Annotated in this window: 2 protein-coding genes and 7 tRNA genes; 8 read left to right on the top strand and 1 reads right to left on the bottom strand. The window is 50.9% G+C overall.

Going from position 1 to position 3,268, the window contains the following annotated elements; translation table 11 throughout:
• Positions 1-237 precede the first annotated feature (237 nt).
• From asnB to KQJ18_RS22820, 8 genes are all read left to right on the top strand, one after another.
• The gene (gene asnB / locus KQJ18_RS22855) at positions 238-1,902 is read left to right on the top strand and encodes an asparagine synthase B (RefSeq protein WP_038638793.1); all 1,665 of its coding nucleotides are present in this window, start codon (positions 238-240) and stop codon (positions 1,900-1,902) included.
• Between the two features lie 223 nt (positions 1,903-2,125).
• Positions 2,126-2,202 (top strand) — tRNA-Met (locus KQJ18_RS22850).
• A gap of 8 nt (positions 2,203-2,210) precedes the next feature.
• Positions 2,211-2,295, top strand: a tRNA-Leu gene (locus tag KQJ18_RS22845).
• A gap of 23 nt (positions 2,296-2,318) precedes the next feature.
• Positions 2,319-2,393: transfer RNA gene (locus KQJ18_RS22840), tRNA-Gln, on the top strand.
• Between the two features lie 37 nt (positions 2,394-2,430).
• Positions 2,431-2,505: transfer RNA gene (locus tag KQJ18_RS22835), tRNA-Gln, on the top strand.
• 21 nt (positions 2,506-2,526) lie between these two features.
• Positions 2,527-2,603 (top strand) — tRNA-Met (locus KQJ18_RS22830).
• Positions 2,604-2,646: 43 nt separating this feature from the next.
• Positions 2,647-2,721 (top strand) — tRNA-Gln (locus tag KQJ18_RS22825).
• A gap of 35 nt (positions 2,722-2,756) precedes the next feature.
• A tRNA-Gln gene (locus KQJ18_RS22820) sits at positions 2,757-2,831 on the top strand.
• Positions 2,832-2,935: 104 nt separating this feature from the next.
• Here the strand turns inward: KQJ18_RS22820 and KQJ18_RS22815 are convergent.
• Positions 2,936-3,268 (bottom strand): FAD-dependent monooxygenase (locus tag KQJ18_RS22815; RefSeq protein ID WP_216422825.1); only part of this gene is annotated, 333 nt, incomplete at its 5' end.

The following is a 3,268-nucleotide window of genomic DNA, read 5'->3' as shown; positions in this document are numbered from 1 at the left end:
TAACAATACCTGCAAGTTATCCGGCCTGAAAAACACGCCCATTCAATAAATTCATCTTTTCACTGCTGATTCATCAATAATAGCGCTCATTACGTAATCTTTTTTCACCAATCAGCAATGACCATTGCGTTTTTTATTTTCCGCACCGTAATTCGCTTGCGCCCTCTCCCGCTTTGCGGCATTTTCTTTATCAAGCAAACATAAAAAGCATCACGCAACAGGTTAACGGAGAAGGTTATGTGTTCTATTTTTGGCGTATTCGATATTAAAACTGACGCAGTTGAACTGCGTAAAAAAGCCCTGGAATTATCTCGTCTGATGCGCCATCGCGGCCCGGACTGGTCAGGTATTTACGCCAGTGATAACGCCATTCTGGCGCACGAACGTCTGTCCATCGTCGACGTCAATGCCGGTGCTCAGCCGCTGTACAACGTGAAGAAAACGCATATCCTGGCGGTTAACGGTGAAATTTATAACCATCAGGCGCTGCGCGCGGAATACGGCGATCGCTATCAGTTCCAGACCGGTTCAGACTGCGAAGTTATCCTCGCGCTGTATCAGGAAAAAGGCCCGGAGTTCCTGGATGACCTACAAGGCATGTTTGCTTTTGCCCTGTACGACAGCGAACAGGACGCTTATCTTATTGGTCGCGATCACATCGGGATCATCCCACTGTATATGGGTTACGACGAACACGGTAACTTCTACGTCGCGTCTGAAATGAAAGCCCTGGTTCCGGTATGTCGCACAATCAAAGAATTCCCGGCCGGTAGCTATTTGTGGAGTAAGGACGGCGAAATTCGTCAGTATTATCAGCGTGATTGGTTTGATTACGATGCGGTAAAAGACAACGTGACCGATAAAAACGAGCTGCGTCAGGCGCTGGAAGATGCGGTGAAAAGCCATCTGATGTCAGATGTTCCTTATGGTGTACTGCTGTCCGGTGGTCTGGATTCCTCGGTCATTTCCGCGATTACGAAAAAATACGCGGCGCGCCGTGTTGAAGATCAGGAACGTAGTGAAGCCTGGTGGCCGCAGTTGCACTCCTTCGCCGTCGGCCTGGAAGGCGCACCGGATCTGCAAGCCGCGCAAGAGGTCGCGAACCATCTGGGTACCGTGCACCATGAGATCCACTTCACCGTGCAGGAAGGTCTGGATGCTATCCGCGACGTGATTTATCACATCGAAACCTACGATGTCACAACGATCCGCGCCTCAACGCCGATGTACTTAATGTCGCGTAAAATTAAAGCGATGGGCATTAAAATGGTGCTGTCGGGTGAAGGCTCTGACGAAGTATTCGGCGGCTATCTCTATTTCCACAAAGCGCCAGACGCGAAAGAGCTGCATGAAGAAACCGTGCGTAAGCTGCAGGCGCTGCATATGTTCGACTGCGCCCGCGCCAACAAAGCGATGTCTGCCTGGGGTGTGGAAGCTCGCGTGCCTTTCCTGGATAAGAAATTCCTTGATGTGGCGATGCGCATCAACCCGCAGGATAAAATGTGCGGCAACGGTAAAATGGAAAAACATGTGCTGCGCGAATGTTTTGAATCTTACCTGCCTGCCAGCGTCGCATGGCGTCAGAAGGAGCAGTTCTCTGATGGTGTCGGTTACAGCTGGATCGATACCTTGAAAGAGGTGGCTGCTGAGCAAGTTTCTGACCAACAACTGGAAACCGCCAGCTTCCGTTTCCCTTACAACACGCCATCGTCTAAAGAAGCGTATTTGTACCGTGAGATTTTTGAAGAATTGTTCCCGGTTGCCAGCGCGGCGGAATGCGTGCCTGGCGGACCATCAGTAGCCTGTTCTTCCGCCAAAGCGATTGAATGGGATGAAGCGTTTAAAACCATGAACGATCCCTCTGGTCGTGCGGTTGGCGTACATCAGTCCGCTTATAAATAAGTTAATCCTTAGAAAAGAGCCCTACGGGGCTCTTTTTTTATGTCTGTTTTCTGTGCAAAAAAACAATTAATAACTAATAATTGCCGAATATTGCGCCATGCTGTTCGCAACCTAACCAAACAGTCACATTCCAGCTATTTTCAATGAAAAAGGGGTTGACGCTTCAAGGCTCAATACGCATAATGCGCCCCGCAACGCCGATAAGGTTACGCGAAAAAAAGATGGCTACGTAGCTCAGCTGGTTAGAGCACATCACTCATAATGATGGGGTCACAGGTTCGAATCCCGTCGTAGCCACCATCTTTTTTGCGGGAGTGGCGAAATTGGTAGACGCACCAGATTTAGGTTCTGGCGCCGCAAGGTGTGCGAGTTCAAGTCTCGCCTCCCGCACCATTCACCCGTAAGCGTTGCACGGATGGGGTATCGCCAAGCGGTAAGGCACCGGTTTTTGATACCGGCATTCCCTGGTTCGAATCCAGGTACCCCAGCCATTTTTTCTTCGATATAGCGGTTCACCGCAACGGTCATTGGGGTATCGCCAAGCGGTAAGGCACCGGTTTTTGATACCGGCATTCCCTGGTTCGAATCCAGGTACCCCAGCCATCGAAGAATATAATAGTATCAGGCTACGTAGCTCAGCTGGTTAGAGCACATCACTCATAATGATGGGGTCACAGGTTCGAATCCCGTCGTAGCCACCATATTAAGGACGTATCGACTCGTTCGGTAAAGCCAAAATATTGTTGGGGTATCGCCAAGCGGTAAGGCACCGGATTCTGATTCCGGCATTCCGAGGTTCGAATCCTCGTACCCCAGCCAATTTCAAAAGTCGTCCACATTGTGGGTGCGCCCGTTGGGGTATCGCCAAGCGGTAAGGCTCTGGTTTCTGATACCAGCATTCCGAGGTTCGAATCCTCGTACCCCAGCCATATTAAAAAAGCTCGCTTCGGCGAGCTTTTTGCTTTTCTGCGTTTATCGCCAGATGGCGCTCCGCTTATCAGGCCTACGTATTTCCCCCGTAGGCCTGCCTGAATTACAATCCTAACGCATACTTCAAGGCCTGACGTTTCAGTACGCCTGCGCGCTCTGCGGCCATTAACCCGAGATTACGCATGATACGCAGCGGCTGCAGGTTGTTGCTGAATCCGGCGTAGAACAGATCCATCCCACTCTGCATAATGAAATTATCAGTCATACGACGATTCTGATAGCGCTTCAGCACCGGCTGACTGGCCCAGGATTCACCGTAGCTGCGCGCATTAACCAGCACGTCAATCAGCGCATCCACATCACGGAACCCCAGATTAACGCCCTGCCCCGCCAGCGGATGAATGGTATGCGCGGCATCGCCCACCAACGCCAGACC

Source organism: Citrobacter sp. S55_ASV_140, assembly GCF_018919505.1.
In the GTDB taxonomy this organism is placed as follows: Bacteria; Pseudomonadota; Gammaproteobacteria; order Enterobacterales; family Enterobacteriaceae; genus Citrobacter; species Citrobacter werkmanii.
This window is presented reverse-complemented; position numbering and strand designations above follow the sequence as displayed.

What these genes read in the sequence shown, in the direction of transcription:
- asnB (WP_038638793.1), top strand. Translation starts at nt 238, where the DNA reads ATGTGTTCTATTTTTGGCGTATTCGATATTAAAACTGACGCAGTTGAA.